Source organism: Rhizobacter sp. Root404 (assembly GCF_001425865.1).
Taxonomy (GTDB): Bacteria; Pseudomonadota; Gammaproteobacteria; order Burkholderiales; family Burkholderiaceae_C; genus LMDS01.
Genome location: NZ_LMDS01000007.1, coordinates 181,224 through 201,631 on the forward strand (window position 1 = coordinate 181,224; position 20,408 = coordinate 201,631).

Genomic DNA, 20,408 nt, shown 5'->3' on the forward strand with positions numbered 1-20,408 from the left:
CCCCCCAAGAACACCAGGAGACCCCATGACCACGACTTCCCCATCCGCCCCCCGCACCGTTCTCGTGACCGGCGGCGGGCGCGGCATCGGCGCCGCGACGAGCTGGCTCGCCGCCCAGCGCGGCTGGGCCGTGGCGGTGAACTACACCCACGGCACGGCCGCCGCGCAAGGGATGGTCGCGCGCATCCGTGACGCCGGCGGCACGGCGCTGGCCGTGCAGGCCGACGTCGCCGACGAGGCGCAGGTGCTCGCGATGTTCGCGGCGATCGACGCCGAACTGCCGCCCCTGGGCGCGCTCGTCAACAACGCCGGCGTCGTCGACCTGCAGACCCGCATCGACGCCATCACGATGGAGCGCCTGCAGCGCATGTTCTCGATCAACGTGTTCGGCAGCTTCATCTGCGCGCGCGAGGCGATCAAGCGGATGTCGACCACGCACGGCGGCAGCGGCGGCAGCATCGTCAACCTGTCGTCCGCGGCGGCTCGCCTCGGCGCGCCGGGGCAGTACGTCGACTACGCCGCGGCCAAGGGCGCGATCGACGTGTTCACGATGGGCCTGGCCAAGGAAGTCGCGACCGAAGGCATCCGCGTCAACGCGGTCCGGCCGGGCCTGATCGAGACCGAGATCCACGCTTCCGGCGGCACGCCCGACCGCGCCAAGCAGATGGCGCCGATGGTGCCGATGCAGCGCACCGGCAGCGCCGAGGAGGTCGCCGAGGCGATCGTCTGGCTGATGTCCGACGCGTCGAGCTACACCACCGGCAGCGTGCTCGACGTGACCGGCGGACGCTGAACGATCAGCGCGCGCGCCGCGGGCGCTTGGCGGGCGCCGCCGCCTTCTTGCGAGCGGGCGTCGCCACAGGCGATTTCTTCGCGGGCGCCCTCGGCACGGCTGTTTTCTTGACGCCGGGCTTCTTCGCCGCCGGCGCGGGCGCGGCCGGCCCATGGGCCGTTGCCGCATGCGGCCGATCCCGCCGCGGCGCGCGGCCGGGCTGGACGCGCTGCACCAGGTCGAGCAGCCGGGTCGCGGTGCGCGCCAGCGCCTCGTCGCCGAAGCGCAGCACCGAGAGTGCATCGCACAGCCGCGACATCAGCTCCATCTGCGACACCATCGCCTCGATCTGCGATGGCTTGACGGTGATGTTCAGCATCGCGTCGGCATATGCGCGTGCGACCTCCTCGAACACCGCGCGGCCGGCCTCGCCGGACTGGCTGAACTGGCCGTCGAGCACGCGTTCGATCAGCAGCGCCTCCGGCTGCGTGACCGCGTCCCACAGGTTCGGCGTGGTGTTGAAGCCTTGCTCGGCGGCACGCCGGCACTGCTGCGCCAGTTCGACCGCGGCGCCGAGGTTGTCCGGGCTCGCCCAATCGGTCAATGCGTCCAGCGCCAGCCGGTTCAGCGCGTGGTACGGGCTGAAGCCGTCGCTGCCCGGGCTGCCCTCGCCGCTCTGGTAGGCGGCGATGGCGCGCAGCAGGCAGTCCTCCATCGCATGGCGCACGGCGTCCTTCGCGGCCTCGTCCAGACTCCCTGCGAGCAGCCGGCGCGCATGGTACGTGGCCTTGTGCTTCAGCGCGCTGCCGCGCAGCGCGGCGCGCTCGCGGTGCGGCGCCAGCGCCGGTGCGCGCACGGCGTCGGAAGCGCCGGCCCCCTGCGCAGCCTCGGCCGCCTGCTCGGCGTTGCGCACCACCGCATCGAGGCCGTCGAGGCGCTCCAGCGCCACGTCCATCAAACGCGCCGCTTCATGCGCGCCCGGTTCACCGGCGCGTCCGGGCACGATCTCGGCCTCGGCGCGCTGCTCGCCGAGCTTGATCTCGACGTTGGCAAGCTTCTCGATGTCCTGGATCGGCACCAGGCCGGTCGTGTCGACAGCCTGCACCGCGCGCAGCAGGCACTCGCGCGCCAGCTCGTACTGGCCGAGTTCGAACCAGGTGCGGCCGAGCGCCGACTGCAACTGCGGCAAGTACTGCCAGCTTGGCGGGCAGCGCTCGCGCAGCAGCACGTCGATCGCGGTGGCCTGGCTGCGGCGTTCGGCGTCGGAGAGCTTGTCGCGGCGACGGGACAGGTCGGCGCGGCGGCGCGCCAACTCGTCGAGCAGTTCCTCCGGCGAGACGACGGGATCGCCGCCGGCGCCGGCCGGCGTGTCGGCGGCACGCGGCTCGGCCAGCCAGCTCGGCTCGCCGTAGGCCTGGAACGCGCCCCAGGTGATGTCCTCGGGGTGTTCGCGCCAGACGGCCTCGCGCGCCTTGAACACGGCCTCGCCGAACGGCAGCCGGTCGAGCAGCAGGCGCTCGTAGAAGCTCTGGCCGAAGAAACGCGCCGAGTCGTCGTTGACGGCCCAGCCGGCGACGATCACGCAGCGCACCCCGATCTCGATCAGCTCGCGCGCGACGCTGGCCGCGAGCCGGTTGCCGCGGCCGCCGCCGCTGTCGATCTGGCCGAGGTGGCAGCAGTTCAGGAACACGAGATCGGGGACCGTCTCCATCGCCGCGATCTCGGCGGCGGTGATCAGCAGCCCGCCCGACAGCAGCACGCCGCTGCGGCGGCGACCGTCGACATGCGGCAGGTCGAACACGCCGTGCGCCGAGATGTGCAGGATGCGCCACGGCTGCGCGAACAGCTTGGTCAGCACGCGCGCAGCCAGCTGGTCGGGGCCGATGGCGGTCTCGACCTGGTAGCCCATGCTCGCGAGCACGCCGCCGACGGCCTCGGCCTCGGCCTGCGCGCCGGCCAGCGGCGGCGGGGCCTGCGTCGGCCGGCCTTCGAACAGCGGGAACGCGTCGGTGAAGCCGGCGACCGACGGGTTGCCGATCACTAGCGCGCGGCGCTCGATGCCCTGCCGCACCTGGTTGCGGAAGGTACCGGTGGTCAGCTGGCGAACGACCGCGGTGCGCAGCGCGAGCGGGCGCTTGTCGTCGTCGGCGCGGCCGCTCTCGTCGGCCAGCATCAGCTCCCAGGGCAGGTTGGCAGTGCAGCCGTCGACGACGAGCACGACGCGCGCGAGCTGACGCGCCGCGTCCTTGAAGTCGTGCGGCACCATCAGCTGGAACAGCATGCGACCGAAGTCCTCGTTCCAGGTCGGGTTGTGGATCTGCTCGGCGACCAGCTGCTCGATCAGCCCGGGCTGGCGCTGCAGCGCGATCGACTCCGAGCGCGCGCGCTGGCCCACGTACGTGAAGCGCAGCCGGTCGGCAATCGGCGCCGGCATCCGCGCCAGCAGCGGCGGCGGCGCGCCCCGCGGCGGCTGGACATCCTGCTCGCCCTGGTCCGCGTCGGCAATGATCAGGCGCGGCCAGTAGCTCGAGCTGCGCTCGTCGGACAGGCGCAGCCGCATGCCCTCGCCTTGGGTGAGCTCGCTGCGGCACACGAGCATCGCGCCGTGCTTGGTGGCGAGCGTCGCGAGTTGCGGCGCGAGCTTGCGCAGCGCGTAGACGGCGCTGATCGCCGTGTCGATGTAGAGCTCGACGATGTCGAGCCGGTCGATGTGAATCGCCAGCCCCGTGGTCTCGAAGAACTTGGCGTTGGCCTGCATCACGCCACGCACCAGCGCCTCGACCGATGCGGCGACGGTCAGGTTGGCCGACGAGTTGAAGCCGATCAGCAGCGTGGCGAGCGGCACCTTGCGCGGCGCGTTGCCGAGCACGTCGATCACCTGCAGCAGGTAGCGCAGCGCGCCGGTGCGCACCGCGTCGGTCAGGTCGAGCGGGCTCAGTGCCCGGTCGTACGAGCCGAGGCCGGTGACGACCGCCCCGCTCAGGCTGCCGCGCCGGCGCTCCAGTTCGTTCGGCACGCGCAGCACCACCGTGGCGGTGCCGCGTGCACCGGCGTACATGCCCAGGCTGTAGCGCTCGCTGAGGTCGTTGTCGAGCAGCTCGCGGTCGATCAGCGATTCGGCGCCGGCGATCGGATCGCGCTCGTAATGGCCGACCATGATCGGCTGCGAGATGAAGCGCAGGTCCATCGCCCGCACGCTGACTTCGAGTCGGCGCTTCGGCCGCGGCGGCACGCGGTTGCGACGCGAGCCGCCCATCAGGCCGCGCTGCAGCGCGTCGGGGTCGTCGGCGGTCGGCGGGCCGGCGTCGTAGGTGATCGGCATTGGCTGCTGGATCGCGCGCACCGCCGGCGGGCTGGTGCTCAGCCGTGCGGTCGAGCCGGCGCTGAGCAGGTCGGCCAGCGCCTCGAAGTATTCCTTGGTCGACGGCAGGTCGCCGTGGGCCGCCGGCAGGTAGTAGTAGCGGCCGATGCCGCCGATGCGGCCCGACTCCCAGCTCACGGTGCCGTCACCGCGCGTGGTGCCGACCATCTTGAGGCGCACGCCGCCGCGACCATCGGGCTCCTCGCGCACGCCGCAGGGCGTGTTCGGCGCGACGCCGAAGACGTAGATGCACTTGCTCTCGTACTCGGTCGGCAGCTTCGGCGTGTCCAGGCCATCGGCGGCCCACAGCCAGCTCGCCTGGTCGAGCACGTCCTGCGCCGGCGTGCCGGTATGGTGGTCGCCGAACCAGAGATCGGTGACCTTGTCCTTCAGCGCGACCCAGGTGTCGGCCTGCTGGTAGGCGTAGTGGCCGCCGCCCCCTTCCAGCCCCTGGAACATGTCGACGAAACCGGGCTTGGGCAGCAGCTGCAGCGCGCCGCGGAAGCCGGCGACGATGTCGAGCACCTGCTGCATGTCGTGCCGCATGTCGAGCCGCACCAGCGTGCGCAGCGTGTCGCCCTTGCCGAGCACGTTCTCGACCATCGAGTGCGCGCCCTGGTTCGGCGTGCCCAGCATCACGAAGCGCGCGCCGTCGCGCGCCATCAGCGCGTCGATCACCGAACGGCGCTTGTGGATCGTCGCACGCACCACCAGCCCGCCCATGCTGTGCGCGAGCAGGCGGATCGGCTGCTGCGTCTCCTTCATCAGGCGGTCGAGGAACTCGCCGAAACGTTCGGCCAGCACGTCGAGCGGCTGGCGCCAGTCGTACGGGAACGGCTCGACGCGGTGGCTCGCGGCCAGGTGCTCGCAGACCTTGCCGTAGAACATCGCGAACAGCGATTCGGCCTCGACCGACGGCTCGCCCCAGGCGATCTTCGCGAGGCCGCCGGAAGCGATGTCCAGCGGATCGAACCAGACCCGGTCGCGCCCGGCGGCCTGCAGGTGCGAGCCCATCACGCCCGGCAGCACGACGACGACCGGGCGGTCCGCCGCCGACGCGTCGCGACTCGGCGCGGAATTGGCCAGCGCCTGGGCGAACTCGTTCGGCGTGGGCAGGCCGCGGAAGACGGTGAGCTCCGCCGGCTCGCGCACCATCAGCCAGTCGCGCAGCGCCGCGCGGGTGTCGATGTTGGCGAAGTAGCGAAAATGCGAGACATCCGCGCCGCGGTCGAACAGCACGCGCGCCTCGGCCTTGGGCGCGATGCCGGCGAGCATCGACGTCGTGTTGACCACGAGGTCGTTGTCCTCGTTGTCGAACAGCAGGAAGTCGGTCAGCAGCACGCCGAGCCGGCGCAGCATGTTGCCGCCCTGGATGTCGCCGGCGATCACCGCCATCTGCGTGCCGGCGCGCACCGGCGCGTCGCGCAGCAGGCGGGCCATCGGCGAGTCGGGCAGCATCGCCTCGATGCCGGGCACGAGGTGGGCGTTGGTGCGGTTCTTCGCGATCTCGCAGACCACGCGCTTGAAGGCCGAGTAGATCGGGCTGCCGAAGAAGAACGGCACCAGGCCGATCAGGCTCAGGATGCCGCTCAGGAAGACATCGAGGTTGCCGCTCGCCAGCAGCGTGCCGGCCGCGGGGCTCGCGGCGCGCAGGTAGCGCTGGACGGTGATCTTGCGATCGGCGAGCACGTTGGCCAACACGCGCAACTGTGCCTGCTGCTCCTTGTGCGCCTTCTTCAGTTCGCCGATGACACGACGTGCTTCCTCGGGATCGGCATCGCCGGTGCCCTTGAACGCATAGGCGTAGTGGTCGATCAGCTTGTCGAACTCGCCCAGGCACAGCAGGTCGGCGACCAGCCCGCCGCGCGAGTGCGAGACCAGGCTGACCTGCGCGCCGCGTGGCAGCGCCTTCGCGAGATCGATCGCGTTCTCGATCGGGCTTTGCGACAGCGTGCGGTGCTCGAACGCGAAGATGCCGCCGCTGTAGTGGCCGGCGAGCATGCCCCACAGGTCGCGGTCGCCGCTGCGCAGGTCGCCGAAGCTGCCGAGCGTGCTCGACGCGGTGCCGTGCACGAACACCAGCATCGGCCGCTCGGCCGCCGGGCGCGGCAGCAGCGGGTCGTTCAGATCGACCGCTTCCAGGTCGGTCGGCTTGCCGGTCGCGCCGATCCAGCGGTACAGGCCGGGCGGCTGGTCGAGCCGCTTCTCGATCGCGGCCATCAGCGCCTTGGTGCCGGCCCAGGTTACGCCGAGCTCGAGCGGGTTCGGCACGTCGAGCAGCGCGTCGCGGATGATCGCGTCGGATTCCTGGCCGACCGCGAACGCGAACACCTTGCTGATCATCCCGCCGATCGCTTCGCCGAAGCCGCGCCCCGGCGCGGCGCCGTCGGCGCGCAGCTTCTCGAGCAGGATCGCGCCGTCGGCGGCAATCATCTCCGGATGGGTGAGCTGCAGCGACGCGCGCAGCCGCTCGGCGCCGGTGATCAGCGTGCTGCCATCGGCGAGTTCGAGCACGACGATCTCGCCGGGCGCGGCGTCGTGCGCCTGCGGCGCCGCGTTGACCACGTCGCGCGCCGCCGGGCCGACGTCGAATGCTGCCTGCGGAAGCAGGTAGCCGTCGGGCAGGAAGATGTCGTCGGCGCGACCCGCAGCGCGCGTGCTGCGGTTCAACAGCGGCGGGCGATCGCGATCGGCGACCTGGCCGACGAGACGGATCGGGACGGTGCGGTCGGTGGCCACAGCGCGTCAGACCGTGAACGGCTTCTGCTTCAGGAAGGTCGCCGCCCGCCCGAGCACGAACAGGTTCGGCGACTGGCTGCGCGGCATGCCGCTGCGGATGTGCGCGTGGAACGCGTTGTAGTCGCCGCGGAACGCACCCGCGTCCCAGATCTTCAGCAACTGTTCGGTGAACGCGCCGTTGTGCTCGCCGTCCATCGAGGTCTGGTTGTCCTGGCAGCCGGAGATCAGGATCACGGCGGGGTTGAACTTGCCGACCAGCGCGGTCGCCTCGGCGGCGGCGCCGACCTGCGCGAGCGCGGCGTCGGGGTCGGTGAAGGTCTTGCGCGCCGCTGCGGCGACGTCGGCCTGCAGCTTGTCGTAGAACGCCTGGTGCTCCTGATAGGTGCGGCGCGCGACGCTTTCGGGCATCAGCTTGACGCGCTGGCCGGGCGGCGGCGGCGGCGGCGCCAACTCGCGCGCGACGCTGCCGCTGTGGCAGCTGTCGGACAACAGCAGGATGCGCACGCCGGCCTTGAAGCGGCTGAGTTCGAAATAGAGCTCGTCGTCGATCAGCTGGCCGTCGTAGAGGCACCAGGTCTCGTCCTTCTTGTCCGGCTCGTCGTTGTTGGTGTCGGGCACCTGGCCGCCGTGGCCGGAGTAGGTGAGGAAGAAGAAGTCGCCGGACTTCAGCGCCTTCGCGGCGCTGCGCATCGCCGCGAGCAGGTTCGCGCGCGTCGCCTTCTTGGTCAGCAGCACGGTGGCCTTCATGCCCTTCTTGCGCGCGATCGCGGCCATGTCGTTGGCATCGAACTCGCACGCGGCGAGCGGGCCGTCCCAGCCGCCGTAGGCGGCGGCGCTGACGGCGTTCAGGCCGATGTTCAACGAGAGGCCGCGCGGCTTGGCGGCAGCGGACGAACCGGACGAGGTGGCAACCATGGTGAGCCTCCGAGGCGACGAGTGCGCGGCATGATCGGCGTCGCCCCAGGACACCGGAAGCCCTAGTTCATGGGGCGCCGCGAGGCACCGCGACCAGCACGCGCGTGTCGATCCACGTGATGCGATTCGTCCGTCGCATCACCTCGCGCACCAGGTGCGCCGTGCCGCCGGGTCCATCGCCCTGCAACGCACCATCCCACAGGCACACGAAGCGTAGCCGCTGTACACCGTGCGCGAGCGCGGCAGCGAGTAACCAGAGGTTGCAGCGCTCGAGCGGATCGAGCTGCGTGTTCGCGTCGGCAGGCATGACGCGCGGCGGTTCGGCGAGCCGGGCGCGCACCGCGTGATAGCGCGCGAGCCAGTGATGCGAGCCCGCTGCGCCGGCGACCGAATGCGCGATGAACGCCTCCTCGGGCTCGGGCAGCATCAACTGCAGCGGCACGCGGCGCGCGAGGCAGGCCTCGGCAAACAGCAGATCGCCGCCGTTCGCCCCTTGCGTCAGCGCGAGGTCGGTCGGGCCGGCGTCGAGCGCCTGGAGGGCGGCGGCGATCGCCGCCGCGGCCGCATCGACGCACGACGGCGGCAACCGCTGCGCCACGCGCCCGGGCTCGTCGACGCGGTGCCCCGAGAACAGCAGCACCTGACGTGGCACCGCACCGATCGACATGCTAGGCCGCGGCTCCGAACAGGTGCGGGAGCACCGCGCGTTGCGGCGCAGCGCCGGCGAGCGGCGTCTCGACCCAGTGGAAACGCCCGGGCGGCGCACCGGCCGCAGCCTCCGCCGCAGCGGCACGGTCGGTCGTGCCGTCGATCAACACGACGACACGCAACGGGCGCGGCGCGCGTGCGAGCGTCTCGAGCTCGAACACGCAGCCGGCGTTGCGGGCCTGAAAGCCGCGCAGGTCCATCAGCACCACGTCGCTGCGGTGCACCAGAGCCCGCAACGCGTGCTGCCAGGTCGAGTCGTGGCAATAGCACTCGTTGACGCGGTAACGGCGGTCCGCGTCGGGGGTCGGGTCGAACGCGGCCAGGCGCAGCGGCACCTCGGCCGGCGTGCGGATGAAGCGCGACGCGAGATCGCCGTCGAGGAACACGAACAGGTCGTCGGCGTCCAGCGTGCGGTCGGCCAGGTCGGTGCCAGCGATCAGCACGGTGGGACCGCTGAGGCGCCAGCGCTCGATGACGTGATCGAACAGCGCCTGCACCTGCGCGTCGTGCTGGAACACGCGCAGCACCAGCAGGGTCGGCGGGTGGGCCGGCGCAGCCTGCGCACGTGCGTAGATCGCCATGGCCAGCGGCACCCACGCCAGCGGCAGCAGCATCGCGATACCGGCCACGCCGGCATGGCTCGCCACCGACAGCGCCTGCAGCAGCTGCGAGATCGCCCAGACCGAGCCGAACATCACCATCAGGTCGGACAGCTGCTTGCGCGCGTAGGCCCGCGCCAGCCAGCGTCCGAGCCGCTGCACCGGCCACCAGGCGAGCAGCCACGGCAGCAGCGCGAACAGCGCGATCACCGCCGGCGCGCCGAGCCAGCCCGGCAGGCTCGCGATCCAGGGCGAGCGCCGCTCGACCAGCAGCGCGAGCACATCGACCCCGGCCATGGAGACCCACATGAGCAGCATGAACAGCGGCAGCAGCCACGGGGCGGCCGCGCGCGTGGCGCTGTGGCCGAAGATCAGCGCGACGATCGCCAGGCCCGGACCGATCTCGACCGCGAGCGCCAGCAGCAGTTCGAGCGGGCGCGGCTCGATCGAGCGCCACAGCATCACCGCAAAGCAGAACAGCACCCACAGCGCAAGCGCGCCCAGCAGCCGCGGCCAGGACCAGCGGTGCATCAGCCCGATCGCCGGGATCACCGGCCACAGGTGCATCAGCGCCAGCACCGCCGCGCGCTTCGGTGCGAACGGTTCGCCGGGGAAGGCGAGCAGCAGCCACAGCGTCGCACTGCTCGCGGCGATCAGCACCGACATCACGCCCAGCCACAGCGTGAGCCGCGCTGCGGCGCGGCGGTTGTCCGCGAACGATGCCGCGAAAGGTGGCGACCGCGTCTGCGCCGCTTCCGGGTCGCCGATCGGCGCCGCGTCGTCGACGGCCAAGGTGGCCGGTGCGCTCATCAGCCGGCGCATCGCGCTGCGGTAGCGGCGCGCCAGCGCCCACGCGCTGGCGCACGCCAGCAGCAAGGCGGCGAGCAGGATGAACGCGATCTGGCCAGTGGAGACGAGCATGAGGCGCGGCGGAGGGCGCGCGCATCCTGGACCGGCCCCGGCAGCGCGTCAATCCCGCGCCGGGCCGCGCTGCGATCAGTTCTCCTTCGCGGGCTCCGGCGCGACGTCTCGCGTGTGGGCGAGCCAGTCGGCCAGTTCGCCGGCGAGCGCCTCGCCGGCGTCCCGGCGGATCTCGACCGGCAGCACCGTGCCGCCGTCGAACAGCAACTGCAGGCGCACGCGGTCGCGGTGCTGCGAGCTGTCCTCGACGCCGACGGCGAAGCACTCCAGCGCCGGCTCCATCGTGTCTCGCGAGCGGCGCGCACGCGCCGTGGTCTGCAGCAGCGAGATCGCCACGGCGGCGGCGAGTTCGGTGGTGATCGCGATCTCGAGCGGCGAGCGCGTGTCGCCGCTGCGCGCCTGCCCGGTCACGATGATGGCGGCGCCGTCGGCGGCCGCCTGCACGTCGTGCACCGCGGCGATCGCCAGGCTCAACGGCGTCGGTTCGCTCGCGCTCATGATGGTCTGCTTTCTGATCCCATGAGCGCAATTCTTCGCGTGTCGCGCCGCGGCGGGAATCCGGCGGTGGCGCATTTGCGGGTAGGTCGCGTCCGACGGCGCGCGCCGCTCGCCTCAGCGCCGCTCGACGATGACCGGCACCAGCTGCAGCGCGCCGCGCACGCGCTCGGCCACGGTGCGCGCCTCGTCGCGGCGCGGGTACGGGCCGGCCTGCAGACGGAACACCGACGCGTCGTCGAACACCGCGAGCAACGGCGACAGCCAGTCGAGTTCGGCGGCGACGCGCCGCTGGAAACCCTCGGCCCCGTCGCGGGCGCGGAAGGCGCCGAGCTGCACCCAGAAGCCGCGCGCCGGGACCGTGTAGGCGCGGGCGTCCGGTGCATCGGCCACCGGCGGCAGCGGTCCGGTGCTCGCGACCGGCGTCACCGCCGCGTCGGGAACGGCCACCGCGGGCATCGGCGTGGACGCATCGGCCGCGACGGCCGCGACGCCCGGGGAGGCCGCGACGCCCGGGGAGGGCGCAGCGGCCGGCGGGGGCACGTCGGCGGCCAGCACCGGTGCGCCCTCGCGACCACGCCGCCATGCCCCGGTCCGGATGTCGTCGAGCGTGATCCGCTGCAGCTCCACCGGCGCGACACCGCGCAACAGGTCGAGCTTCAACGCCGCGGTGTAGCTGAGGTCGACGATGCGGGTCGAGTGGAACGGCCCGCGGTCGTTGATCCGCACGACGATCTCGCGCCCGTTGGCGGGGTTGCGGATGCGCGCATAACTCGGGATCGGCAGCGTCGGGTGCGCCGCCGTCATCGCGTACATGTTGTAGATCTCGCCGCTGGCGGTACGCCGGCCGTGGAACTTGCGGCCGTACCAGGACGCCAGGCCGCGTTCGGTGAACGGCGCGTCCTCGGTGATGGGCACGTAGCTCTTGCCGAGCAATTCGTAGGGCTTGTTCGGGCCGCCGCTGCGGATCGGCTCCAGGCGCGGCTCGGCATCGGGCACACGCGCGAGGTCGGGCGGCGGATTCGCCTCCGGGCCGTCGCGGTCGGACGGCAGCACGGACCGCGCCGGGACGCCGCCCGGCGATGGCGCCGGTCGGGTGGCACAGCCCGCCAGCCAGATCGCCAGCAGCACCGCGCACCAGGGGCCCACGGCGCGCCAGCGCGACCGGGCTCGATGCGGCAGGGTCGTCGTCATCACGCCGGTGGGCGCCGCATCCGGAACAGCTGCTCCGGCCCGATCTCGAAGTAGTCGGCCGGTCCACCCGCACGCAGGATCGGCCGCGCCGCGGCGGTGTCGTAGACGCCGTTCTTCAACAGCGCCTTGTCGATGTGCACCGCGACGACCTCGCCGAGCGTCAGCCACGTCGGCACCGGCGTGCCGTCCACGCCCTGCAGCTGCACGATCTGCGTCACCCGGCATTCGAACGACACCGGGCTCTCGGCCACGCGCGGCACCGCGATCAACCGCGACGGTGCCGGCGTGAGGCCGGCGAGCTCGAACTCGTTCACCTCCGGCGGCACCGGCGCGCAGCTCGCGTTCATGCGCTCGGCGAGCGGCCGGGTCGCGAGGTTCCACACGAACTCGCGCGTCGCCTGGACGTTGTGCAGCGTGTCCTTCGCGCCGATGCTGGCGAAGCCGACGATCGGCGGCACGTAGTTGAAGGCGTTGAAGAAGCTGTACGGCGCCAGGTTCAGCGCACCGGCCGCGTTCATCGACGAGATCCAGCCGATCGGTCGCGGCCCGACGATCGCGTTGAAGGGGTCGTGCGGCAGGCCGTGGCCCAGCCGCGGTTCGTAGAAGTGGGTGTCGGAACTCATGCGCGCACTGTAGGCGTTGTGGCGGCTCGTTGCCCGGCGACCCGGTTTGGCGCGACGGCTGGCCTGACAACTATTCCTGCCGAACCCCTGTCGCGGCGGCGCCGGCCAACCCGGGCGTCCCGTGGCGGCTCGAAGCGGTGCGCAGGACCGAACGGCCGACGCTGCACTGCCGCGCGGCGACCTTGCGGGGCCTGCGTGGCAGACTCGGAGCATGTCCATTGCCGCCCTGCGCGTGCTGTCGGTCATCCCGCCGATGACGCAGCTGAACACGCCCTACCCGTCGACCGCCTACCTGACCGGCTTCCTGCGCTCGCGCGGCGTCGACGCGGTGCAGGAAGATCTTGCGCTCGCGCTCGTGCTGCAGCTGTTCTCGGTCGACGGGCTGAAGCAGTTGCGCGCGGCGATCGATGCACTGCCCGCGCGCACGCCGGGCCTCGACGCGTTCGTGGCCCAGTTCGAGCGCCATCTCGCGACGATCACGCCGACGATCGCGTTCCTGCAGGGCCGCGACCCGACGATCGGCCACCGCATCGCCGGCCGCGCCTTCCTGCCCGAGGGAATGCGTTTCGACTCGCTCGATGTCTACATCGCCGAGGACGGCGAGGACCCGCTCGCCTGGGCGTTCGGCGCGCTCGGCATGCAGGACCGCGCACGCCACATCGCGACGCTTTACCTGAACGACATCGCCGACGTGCTGCGCGATGCGGTCGACCCGCGCTTCGAGTTCGTGCGCTATGCCGAATCGCTGGCGCAGAGCCAGCCGACCTTCGAGCCGCTGGCCGCCGCGCTCGCCGCCCCGTTGAACCTGGTCGACCGCACGCTGGTCGATCTGACACGGGACGCGCTGCAGCGCCACGCGCCGCGCGTCGTGCTGGTCTCGGTGCCGTTCCCGGGCTCGGTCTACGCGGCGTTCCGGATCGCGCAGGCGGTCAAGGCGCACGACCCGACGATCGTCACCGTGCTCGGTGGCGGCTTCGTCAACACCGAACTGCGCGAGCTGACCGAGCCGCGCGTGTTCGACCACTTCGACTACGTCACGCTCGACGCCGGCGAGCGGCCGCTGCTCGCGCTGCTCGAGCATCTGCAAGGCAGGCGCTCGTCGCAGCGACTTGTTCGCACCTTCGTGCGCGATGCCCAGACGCAAGCCGTGCGCTACGTCAACCTCGTCGAGCCCGACATCGCCTTTGCGGACGTCGGCACGCCGACCTGGGACGGCTTGCCGCTCGACCGCTACCTGTCGCTGCTCGACATGCTGAACCCGATGCACCGACTCTGGTCCGACGGGCGCTGGAACAAGCTGACCGTCGCGCAGGGCTGCTACTGGAAGAAGTGCAGCTTCTGCGACGTGAGCCTGGACTACATCTCGCGCTACGAGGGCGCATCGGCCGAGACGCTGGTCGACCGGATCGAGGCGATCGTCGCGGAGACCGGCCAGACCGGCTTCCACTTCGTCGACGAGGCCGCGCCGCCCAAGGCGCTGAAGACGCTCGCCGCCGAACTGCAGCGGCGCCAGCTCTCGATCTCGTGGTGGGGCAACATCCGTTTCGAGAAGTCGTTCAGTCCCGGGCTGTGCCAGCAGCTCGCGGACAGCGGCTGCATCGCCATCTCCGGCGGGCTGGAAGTGGCGTCGGACCGCTTGCTGGACCTGATGAAGAAGGGTGTGTCGGTCGAGCAGGTCGCGCGCGTGACCAAGGGCTTCTCCGACGCCGGCATCCTGGTGCACGCGTACCTGATGTACGGCTTCCCGACGCAGACCGTGCAGGACACCGTCGACGCGCTCGAGTACGTGCGCCAGCTGTTCGAGGCGGGCTGCATCCAGTCCGGCTTCTTCCACCGCTTCGCCTGCACGGTGCACTCGCCGGTGGGCCAGAACCCCGCCGACTACGGCGTGACGCTGCAGCCCCTGCCGCCGGTCAGCTTCGCGAAGAACGACATCGGCTTCATCGACCCCACCGGCACCGATCACGACGCGCTCGGCGTCGGGCTGAAGAAGGCGCTTTACAACTACATGCACGGGATCGGCCTCGACGAGGACGTGCGCCAGTGGTTCGACTTCCCGCTGCCCAAGACCAAGGTGCACAGACACAGGATCGCTCGCGCCCTGGCGCTCGCGGCAGCGTGACGTCAGCCACGCCGCCGGCCCGGGGTTGACCGCGCTGGCCGCGAGCGCCTGCATCCGCTATCTTCCTCGGCAGGGTCAGCGGTGGCCCGATACCACGAGGAGCGTTTGACATGCAATTGGGCACCTACCTGTTTTTCGACGGCCGCTGCGAAGAGGCCGCCGCGTTCTACGAGAAGGCGATCGGCGCCGAGACCGAATACATGATGCGCTACAGCGACAGCCCGGATCCGCACCCGCCGGGCATGGTGCCGCCCGGCTTCGAGAACAAGGTGATGCACATGACGCTGAAGATCGGCGACCACTCGGTGATGGCCGCCGACGATTGCACCGGTCACCCCAGGTTCCAGGGCTTCTCGCTGTCGCTCGCGGTCAAGGACGAAGCGGAGGCCGAGCGCGTGTTCGGTGCGCTCGGCGACGGCGGCCAGGTGACGATGCCGCTGACCAAGACCTTCTTCGCGCCGAAGTTCGGCATGCTCACCGACCGCTTCGGCATCGGCTGGATGGTGATGGTCGGGGACGGTTCGTGATCAAGGCCCTTGCGCTCGCCGTCGTCGCGCTGGTCGCCGGCGTGCTGATCTTCGCGACCACCAAGCCGGACACCTTCTCGGTCCAGCGATCGGCCACGATCAAGGCACCGCCGGAGAAGATCTTCGCGGTGCTGAACGACTTCCACCGCTGGACCGAGTGGTCGCCCTGGGAGAAGCTCGACCCGGCGATGAAGCGCACGCTCGGCGGCGCACCCGCCGGCAAGGGCGCGACCTACGCCTGGGAAGGCAACGGCAAGGCCGGCGCGGGACGCATGGAGATCGTCGAGTCGGCACCGGCGAGCAGGGTCGGCATCCAGCTCGATTTCATCAAGCCGTTCGAAGGGCACAACCTGACCGTCTTCATGTTGACGCCGCAGGGCGACGCCACGCAGGTGAACTGGTCGATGACCGGGCCGACGCCGTTCGTCTCGAAGCTCATGCAGGTGTTCGTCGACATGGACAAGATGATCGGCAAGGACTTCGAGGAAGGGCTGGCGAACCTGAAGGCGTTGACGGAGAAGTAGGGACGGGTCAGTCGACCGGCCAGGGCATCGCCTTCGGCAGCGTCATCGGCTCGGGCTCGGTGGCCGCAGACTTCGGAGCCGGCCGTGCGTCGACCTCGCGCCACCACGGCGTGACGGACTCGGCGCGTGACGGCTCGACCGCCTCGCCGAGCCGCGGCATCACCAGCCGCGCGTCGTGCTGCGGCGCCAGCGCGAGCAGCGTTTCGGCGGGCGCGTCCCAGTCGTGCACCGCGAGCGCGAAGGTGCCCCAGTGCACCGGCAGGAACGCGCCGCCGCCGAGCAGCTTGTAGGCTTCGAGCGCGTTCTCGGGGCCGAGGTGGATGTCGCCCCACGAGGGGTGGAACGCGCCGACCTCGAGCATCACCAGGTCGAACGGGCCGAGTCGCTCGCGGATCGTCGTGTACTCGCTGGTGAGACCGGTGTCGCCGCTGAAGAAGACCGAGTGCTTCTCGGTCCGGATCGCGAGCGACGACCACAGCGTCGCGTTGCGGTCCTTCAGCCCGCGGCCCGAGAAATGCTGCGACGGCGCGGCGGTGATCGTCAGCTCGCTGCCCGGCAAGGTATGCGACTCCCACCAGTCCAGCTCGGTGATGCGCTCCGGCGCGACGCCGAACGCCTCCAGGTGCGCGCCGACGCCGAGCGAGGTGACGAAGGGCACGCCCATGCGCGCGAGCTCCTGGATCGTCGGGTAGTCGAGGTGGTCGTAGTGGTCGTGCGAGACCAGCACCAGGTCGACAGGCGGCAAGGCGCGCAGCGCGATCGGCACCGGCTGGAAGCGCTTGGGCCCGGCGATGCGCGACGGCGACGCGCGCGGGCCCCAGACCGGGTCGGTCAGCACGCGGTGGCCGTCGATCTCGATCAGCACGGTCGAGTGGCCAAGCCAGGTCGCGCGCAGGCCGGTATCGGGCGGCTTGCGCCATCCGTCGAGCGGGTTCACGGACGGCAGCGGCGCCTTCGGCAGCCGGCGCGGGCCGCCGCAGAGGAACTCGCTCAGCGTCGGCTTGGGCGCCGCGGTGTCGCGCAGCCCGGGCGCGATCGGGTGCTGGTTGCGGAACGAATGGCCGGTCCACAACGGGGACGCGCGCATGCGTTCGAGGCGGGCGCCGTCGGGCTTCTTGCCGAGTGATTTCATGGGTCGATGAGCGGGTGCCAGGTCAGCCCGCACGATACGCCGCTCGCCGCGCACGCGCCCGGCATGGCAAGATGCAGCCATGGGACAAGGCTTCGGAATCGAATCGCACGGTGCGCACCGCCACGGCGCGCACCGCCCTCCGGCCCGCTACCTGGTCGTGATCGACGCCGGCGGCGAACAGATCGCCCGCCTGTTCGACGAGCATCGGGCGCTGGTGGCCGAGTTCGACGCGGGCACCGAAGAGGTGGCCGTGATGGCCAAGGGCCTCGCGCCGCAGAACGGCGCCGATGCCGCCGAGTGGGACCAGGCCCTGGCCAGCCACAGCGCGCGCGAGCGCGCCTCGGCCGACATCTACCTGCTGGATCTCTAGCCCGTCAGACGCGCTCGACGACGAGCGCGATGCCCTGTCCGACGCCGATGCACATCGTGCACAGCGCGTAGCGGCCGTTGATCTTGTGGAGCTGGTTGATCGCCGTGGTCACCAGCCGCGCGCCGCTGGCGCCGAGCGGGTGCCCGAGCGCGATCGCGCCGCCGTTCGGGTTGACGCGCGCATCGTCGTCTTCGAGCCCGAGATCGCGCAGCACCGCCAGGCCTTGCGCGGCGAACGCCTCGTTCAGTTCGATCACGTCCATCTGCGCGAGCGACAAGCCGGTGAGTTCGAGCACCTTGCGCGTCGCCGGTGCCGGGCCGAAGCCCATGATGCGCGGCGCGACGCCCGCCACCGCCATGCCGACGACCCGCGCCTTCGACGTCAGGCCGTGCTTCGCGGCGGCGGATTCGCTGGCGAGCAGCAGCGCGCAAGAACCGTCGTTGACGCCCGACGCGTTGCCGGCCGTCACGGTGCCGTCAGGGCGGACGACGCCCTTCAGCTTCGCCAGCGCTTCGAGCGAGGTCTCGCGCGGGTGCTCGTCCTTCGTCACGCTGATCGGGTCGCCCTTCTTCTGCGGCACGCTGACCGGCGTGATCTCGGCGTCGAAGAAGCCGCTCTTCTGCGCCGCCACCGCCTTGAGCTGCGAGGCCAGCGCCATGCGGTCCTGCGCCTCGCGCTCGATCCTGAAATCGGTCGCGACGTTCTCGGCCGTCTCGGGCATCGAGTCGACGCCGTGCATCTGCTTCATCAGCTTGTTGACGAAGCGCCAGCCGATCGTCGTGTCGTAGACCGCGTTGGCGCGGCTGAACGCGCTCTCGGCCTTGGGCATCACGAACGGCGCGCGGCTCATGCTCTCGACGCCGCCGGCGATCATCAGCTGCGCCTCGCCGGCCTTGATCGCGCGCGCCGCGGTGCCCACCGCGTCCATGCCCGAGCCGCACAGGCGGTTCATCGTCGTGCCGGCCACGTCCAGCGGCAGCCCGGCGAGCAGCGCGGCCATGCGCGCGACGTTGCGGTTGTCCTCGCCGGCCTGGTTGGCGCAGCCGTAGATCACGTCGGCGACGGCCGCCCAGTCGACCGACGGGTTGCGGGCCATCAGCGCCTTGATCGGGATCGCCGCCAGGTCGTCGGTGCGCACCGAGCTGAGCGCGCCCCCGTAGCGGCCGAAGGGCGTGCGGATCGCGTCGCAGATGAAGGCTTGGGTGGTCATGAGGTGGTCTCCGATATCAAGGTCATGCGATCAGCGGCACGCCGCTGAGCTTCTGCAACTCGTCGTGCGACAGGCCCGAGGTGTTCTCGACCACCTTGAGCCCCTGCGGCGTCACGTCGATCACCGCGAGGTCGGTGTAGACGCGGCTGACGCAGCCGATGCCGGTCAAGGGGTAGCTGCACTGCGCGATCAGCTTGCTCGCGCCCTGCTTGGTCAGGTGCTCCATCATCACGAAGGTCCGCTTGGCGCCGATCGCCAGGTCCATCGCGCCGCCGACCGCGGGGATCGCATCGGCGCCGCCGGTGTGCCAGTTCGCGAGGTCGCCGGTGGCCGAGACCTGGAACGCGCCGAGCACGCAGATGTCGAGGTGGCCGCCGCGCATCATCGCGAAGCTGTCGGCGTGGTGGAAGTACGCGCCGCCGGGCAGCAGCGTGACCGGCTGCTTGCCGGCGTTGATCAGGTCGTAGTCTTCCTCGCCCGGCGCGGGCGCCGGGCCCATGCCGAGCAGGCCGTTCTCGCTGTGCAGGAAGATCTCGCGTTCCTTCGGCAGGTGGTTGGCCACCAGCGTCGGCAGGCCGATGCCGAGGTTGACGTACGAGCCTTCGGGGATGTCGCGGGCGACGCGGGCCGCCATCTGGTCACGGTTCAGCTTGTTCATCGTCGGTCCCTCACGCGGCCTGCTTGAAACCGGCCGCGGCTGTCGCGGTGCGCGCGATCTTCACGACCCGCTGCACGAAGATGCCGGGCGTGACGATGTGCTCCGGGTCGAGTTCGCCGAGCGCGACGAAGTCGTGGACGGAGGCCACCGTGACCCTGGCCGCCATCGCCATGATCGGCCCGAAGTTGCGCGCGGTCTTGCGGTAGGTCAGGTTGCCCCAGCGGTCGCCGCGCTCGGCCTTGATCAGCGCCAGGTCGGCATGGATCGGTGACTCGAACACGTACATGCGGCCGTCGATCTCGCGCGTCTCCTTGCCCTTGGCGAGGTCGGTGCCGTAGCCGGTCGGCGTGAAGAAGCCGCCGATGCCGGCGCCCGCCGCGCGGATGCGCTCGGCCAGGTTGCCCTGCGGCACGAGTTCGAGTTCGAGCTTTCCACTGCGGTACAGGCCGTCGAACACCTGCGAATCGGCCTGACGCGGAAACGAGCAGATGATCTTGCGGACGCGGCCCGCCTTCAGCAGCGCGGCCAGTCCGGTCTCGCCGTTGCCGGCGTTGTTGTTGACGATGACCAGGTCCTTCGCGCCCTGCGCGATCAGCGCGTCGATCAGCTCGTTCGGCTGGCCGGCGCCGCCGAAGCCGCCGATCATCACGGTGGCGCCGTCCGGCGTGCCGGCGACCGCGTCGGCGACGGACGCGACTTGCTTGTCGATCATGGAGCTGCTCCGCGCCGGTCGTCCGGCCTGTGGCGAGAGCGCAAGAATAGCCGTTCCGCCTTCACCCGCCCGACGGCGGCGGCGCGCCGCTGGCGGCCGCGCGCCGGCTCAGCACCACGTGCATCGCGCTCGGCGTGCCGGCGTGCTCGGTGCATTCGTAGCCGAGCGCCGTGAGGTCGATCCCGCCCAGCAGCGACTCGCCGCTGCCGAGCAGCGCCGGGGCCAGCGCGAGGTGGACTTCGTCGACCAGCCCGGCCTGCAGGTACTGGCGGATGGTCGCGACACCGCCGCCGATGCGCACGTCGCGCGTCCCGGCCGCCGCGCGGGCCCGTTCCAGCGCGGCGTGGATGCCGTCGGTGACGAAGTGGAAGCTCGTGCCGCCGGCCATCTCGATCGACGCCCTCGGATGGTGCGTCAGCACGAACGCCGGGACGTGGTACGGCGGGTTGTCGCCCCACCAGCCGCGCCACGAGTCGTCCGGCCACGGCCCGCGCACCGGGCCGAACATGTTGCGCCCGAGGATCCACGCGCCGGTGTTCGCGAAGCCGCGCGCCGCGAAGTCGTCGTCGATGCCGGTCTCGCCGCCTGCTGCGCCGAACACCTTCTGCTGCATGGTGCGGGTCGGGAACGCCCAGCCCATCAGCGCCGGCCCGCCGACGCCCAGCGGGTTCTCGAGACTTTGCCGGGGACCGGCGCTGAAACCGTCGACGGAAACGCCGACGCAGCAGACCTTGACGATGCTCATGCGGAACTCCTGCGCGAAATGCGCGGTTCAAGACTGTCCTTATTGTGTCGAAATAGGTCCACTGCCCTGCCGTCGAGGGGC

Annotated in this window: 17 protein-coding genes; 5 read left to right on the top strand and 12 right to left on the bottom strand. The window is 71.2% G+C overall.

Annotated features, from left to right (window positions below; genetic code table 11):
* Positions 1 to 25 precede the first annotated feature (25 nt).
* Positions 26 to 793 (top strand): SDR family oxidoreductase, encoded by a 768-nt coding sequence (locus tag ASC76_RS23125; protein WP_056472577.1) that lies wholly within the window; start codon positions 26 to 28, stop codon positions 791 to 793.
* A 4-nt stretch (positions 794 to 797) separates the two neighbouring features.
* On the opposite strand, the gene ASC76_RS23130 is transcribed toward ASC76_RS23125, so the two are convergent.
* From ASC76_RS23130 to ASC76_RS23160, 7 genes are all read right to left on the bottom strand, one after another.
* Positions 798 to 6,872, bottom strand: coding sequence for a CHAT domain-containing protein (locus ASC76_RS23130; RefSeq protein ID WP_056472580.1), 6,075 nt, complete (start codon positions 6,870 to 6,872; stop codon positions 798 to 800).
* A gap of 6 nt (positions 6,873 to 6,878) precedes the next feature.
* Complete coding sequence (locus tag ASC76_RS23135) at positions 6,879 to 7,787, bottom strand: caspase family protein (protein ID WP_056472583.1); 909 nt, start codon at positions 7,785 to 7,787, stop codon at positions 6,879 to 6,881.
* A 67-nt stretch (positions 7,788 to 7,854) separates the two neighbouring features.
* The gene (locus ASC76_RS23140) at positions 7,855 to 8,454 is read right to left on the bottom strand and encodes a hypothetical protein (protein ID WP_056472586.1); all 600 of its coding nucleotides are present in this window, start codon (positions 8,452 to 8,454) and stop codon (positions 7,855 to 7,857) included.
* A 1-nt stretch (position 8,455) separates the two neighbouring features.
* Positions 8,456 to 10,015 carry a hypothetical protein gene (locus ASC76_RS23145; RefSeq protein WP_056472588.1) on the bottom strand — a complete coding sequence of 520 codons (1,560 nt, stop codon included), beginning with the start codon at positions 10,013 to 10,015 and terminating at the stop codon, positions 8,456 to 8,458.
* A 75-nt stretch (positions 10,016 to 10,090) separates the two neighbouring features.
* Positions 10,091 to 10,513, bottom strand: coding sequence for a hypothetical protein (locus ASC76_RS23150; RefSeq protein WP_056472591.1), 423 nt, complete (start codon positions 10,511 to 10,513; stop codon positions 10,091 to 10,093).
* Between the two features lie 114 nt (positions 10,514 to 10,627).
* A complete protein-coding gene (locus ASC76_RS23155) occupies positions 10,628 to 11,704 on the bottom strand; it encodes a septal ring lytic transglycosylase RlpA family protein (protein ID WP_056472594.1) in 1,077 nt (358 codons plus the stop codon).
* On the bottom strand, positions 11,704 to 12,327 hold the full coding sequence (locus ASC76_RS23160) for a flavin reductase family protein (protein ID WP_056472596.1): 624 nt from the start codon (positions 12,325 to 12,327) through the stop codon (positions 11,704 to 11,706). The genes ASC76_RS23155 and ASC76_RS23160 overlap by 1 nt, the downstream gene beginning before the upstream one ends.
* A gap of 211 nt (positions 12,328 to 12,538) precedes the next feature.
* On the opposite strand from ASC76_RS23160, the gene ASC76_RS23165 reads away from it, so the two are divergent.
* The 3 genes from ASC76_RS23165 (at position 12,539) to ASC76_RS23175 (ending at position 15,500) form a co-directional block, all read left to right on the top strand.
* Positions 12,539 to 14,449, top strand: a complete 1,911-nt coding sequence (locus ASC76_RS23165) for a radical SAM protein (RefSeq protein ID WP_056472599.1) — start codon at positions 12,539 to 12,541, stop codon at positions 14,447 to 14,449.
* 110 nt (positions 14,450 to 14,559) lie between these two features.
* Positions 14,560 to 14,976, top strand: a complete 417-nt coding sequence (locus ASC76_RS23170) for a VOC family protein (protein WP_056472603.1) — start codon at positions 14,560 to 14,562, stop codon at positions 14,974 to 14,976.
* Complete coding sequence (locus ASC76_RS23175) at positions 14,973 to 15,500, top strand: SRPBCC family protein (protein ID WP_056472606.1); 528 nt, start codon at positions 14,973 to 14,975, stop codon at positions 15,498 to 15,500. The genes ASC76_RS23170 and ASC76_RS23175 overlap by 4 nt, the downstream gene beginning before the upstream one ends.
* A gap of 7 nt (positions 15,501 to 15,507) precedes the next feature.
* Here the strand turns inward: ASC76_RS23175 and ASC76_RS23180 are convergent, their stop codons facing one another.
* Positions 15,508 to 16,632: an MBL fold metallo-hydrolase gene (locus tag ASC76_RS23180; protein WP_056472608.1), complete on the bottom strand. Its 1,125-nt coding sequence runs from the start codon at positions 16,630 to 16,632 to the stop codon at positions 15,508 to 15,510.
* Positions 16,633 to 16,711: 79 nt separating this feature from the next.
* Between ASC76_RS23180 and ASC76_RS23185 the strand changes: the two genes are divergently transcribed.
* Positions 16,712 to 17,002 carry a hypothetical protein gene (locus ASC76_RS23185; RefSeq protein ID WP_056472611.1) on the top strand — a complete coding sequence of 97 codons (291 nt, stop codon included), beginning with the start codon at positions 16,712 to 16,714 and terminating at the stop codon, positions 17,000 to 17,002.
* Between the two features lie 4 nt (positions 17,003 to 17,006).
* Here ASC76_RS23185 and pcaF read toward each other — a convergent pair whose 3' ends face one another.
* The 4 genes from pcaF to ASC76_RS23205 all read right to left on the bottom strand — a co-directional run bounded on the left by pcaF (position 17,007) and on the right by ASC76_RS23205 (position 20,327).
* A complete protein-coding gene (gene pcaF, locus ASC76_RS23190; protein WP_056472614.1) occupies positions 17,007 to 18,212 on the bottom strand; it encodes a 3-oxoadipyl-CoA thiolase in 1,206 nt (401 codons plus the stop codon).
* Between the two features lie 22 nt (positions 18,213 to 18,234).
* Positions 18,235 to 18,870, bottom strand: coding sequence for a 3-oxoacid CoA-transferase subunit B (locus tag ASC76_RS23195; RefSeq protein WP_056472618.1), 636 nt, complete (start codon positions 18,868 to 18,870; stop codon positions 18,235 to 18,237).
* 10 nt (positions 18,871 to 18,880) lie between these two features.
* Positions 18,881 to 19,582: a 3-oxoacid CoA-transferase subunit A gene (locus tag ASC76_RS23200; RefSeq protein ID WP_056472621.1), complete on the bottom strand. Its 702-nt coding sequence runs from the start codon at positions 19,580 to 19,582 to the stop codon at positions 18,881 to 18,883.
* A gap of 61 nt (positions 19,583 to 19,643) precedes the next feature.
* Positions 19,644 to 20,327 carry a dihydrofolate reductase family protein gene (locus ASC76_RS23205; protein ID WP_056472624.1) on the bottom strand — a complete coding sequence of 228 codons (684 nt, stop codon included), beginning with the start codon at positions 20,325 to 20,327 and terminating at the stop codon, positions 19,644 to 19,646.
* Positions 20,328 to 20,408: the final 81 nt, after the last annotated feature.

Excerpts from the sequence above, each read along its gene's own strand:
- ASC76_RS23180 (WP_056472608.1), bottom strand. The coding sequence starts at position 16,632 with ATGAAATCACTCGGCAAGAAGCCCGACGGCGCCCGCCTCGAACGCATG.
- ASC76_RS23125 (WP_056472577.1), top strand. The coding sequence starts at position 26 with ATGACCACGACTTCCCCATCCGCCCCCCGCACCGTTCTCGTGACCGGC.
- ASC76_RS23185 (WP_056472611.1), top strand. The coding sequence starts at position 16,712 with ATGGGACAAGGCTTCGGAATCGAATCGCACGGTGCGCACCGCCACGGC.
- ASC76_RS23150 (WP_056472591.1), bottom strand. The coding sequence starts at position 10,513 with ATGAGCGCGAGCGAACCGACGCCGTTGAGCCTGGCGATCGCCGCGGTG.
- ASC76_RS23135 (WP_056472583.1), bottom strand. The coding sequence starts at position 7,787 with ATGGTTGCCACCTCGTCCGGTTCGTCCGCTGCCGCCAAGCCGCGCGGC.
- ASC76_RS23170 (WP_056472603.1), top strand. The coding sequence starts at position 14,560 with ATGCAATTGGGCACCTACCTGTTTTTCGACGGCCGCTGCGAAGAGGCC.
- ASC76_RS23140 (WP_056472586.1), bottom strand. The coding sequence starts at position 8,454 with ATGTCGATCGGTGCGGTGCCACGTCAGGTGCTGCTGTTCTCGGGGCAC.
- ASC76_RS23145 (WP_056472588.1), bottom strand. The coding sequence starts at position 10,015 with ATGCTCGTCTCCACTGGCCAGATCGCGTTCATCCTGCTCGCCGCCTTG.
- ASC76_RS23165 (WP_056472599.1), top strand. The coding sequence starts at position 12,539 with ATGTCCATTGCCGCCCTGCGCGTGCTGTCGGTCATCCCGCCGATGACG.
- ASC76_RS23200 (WP_056472621.1), bottom strand. The coding sequence starts at position 19,582 with ATGATCGACAAGCAAGTCGCGTCCGTCGCCGACGCGGTCGCCGGCACG.
- ASC76_RS23155 (WP_056472594.1), bottom strand. The coding sequence starts at position 11,704 with ATGACGACGACCCTGCCGCATCGAGCCCGGTCGCGCTGGCGCGCCGTG.
- ASC76_RS23160 (WP_056472596.1), bottom strand. The coding sequence starts at position 12,327 with ATGAGTTCCGACACCCACTTCTACGAACCGCGGCTGGGCCACGGCCTG.
- pcaF (WP_056472614.1), bottom strand. The coding sequence starts at position 18,212 with ATGACCACCCAAGCCTTCATCTGCGACGCGATCCGCACGCCCTTCGGC.
- ASC76_RS23195 (WP_056472618.1), bottom strand. The coding sequence starts at position 18,870 with ATGAACAAGCTGAACCGTGACCAGATGGCGGCCCGCGTCGCCCGCGAC.
- ASC76_RS23205 (WP_056472624.1), bottom strand. The coding sequence starts at position 20,327 with ATGAGCATCGTCAAGGTCTGCTGCGTCGGCGTTTCCGTCGACGGTTTC.